A 237-nucleotide genomic window follows, 5' to 3' on the forward strand; every position below is an offset into this window, starting at 1 on the left:
ACATTCATAGAGCCTTGGGTGTAAAACCCAGCTGGAGTGAAGTAATAATACACCACAGACTGGTTTTTATTGTCCCAAAATATCATCGACGCACCACCATATTCACCGTCATTGCTAGAGTGAATGGGTTTAATTGCCGTGCCATTGAGCGCGCGTTGCCAGGTACTCCCATCTTGCACCGCAGGGTTACCTGCTGCGCCATTAAAGTCTGCCTGCCCCCGGCATACGTAGGGTGCT

At 50.2% G+C, this 237-nt stretch carries 1 pseudogene; it reads right to left on the reverse strand.

Going from position 1 to position 237, the window contains the following annotated elements:
* Positions 1–237: pseudogene (locus tag CWC02_RS20635) on the reverse strand (hypothetical protein); the annotation flags it as partial.

The sequence above is a fragment of the Pseudoalteromonas sp. S2721 genome (genome assembly GCF_005887425.1).
GTDB classification, from domain to species: Bacteria; Pseudomonadota; Gammaproteobacteria; order Enterobacterales; family Alteromonadaceae; genus Pseudoalteromonas; species Pseudoalteromonas simplex.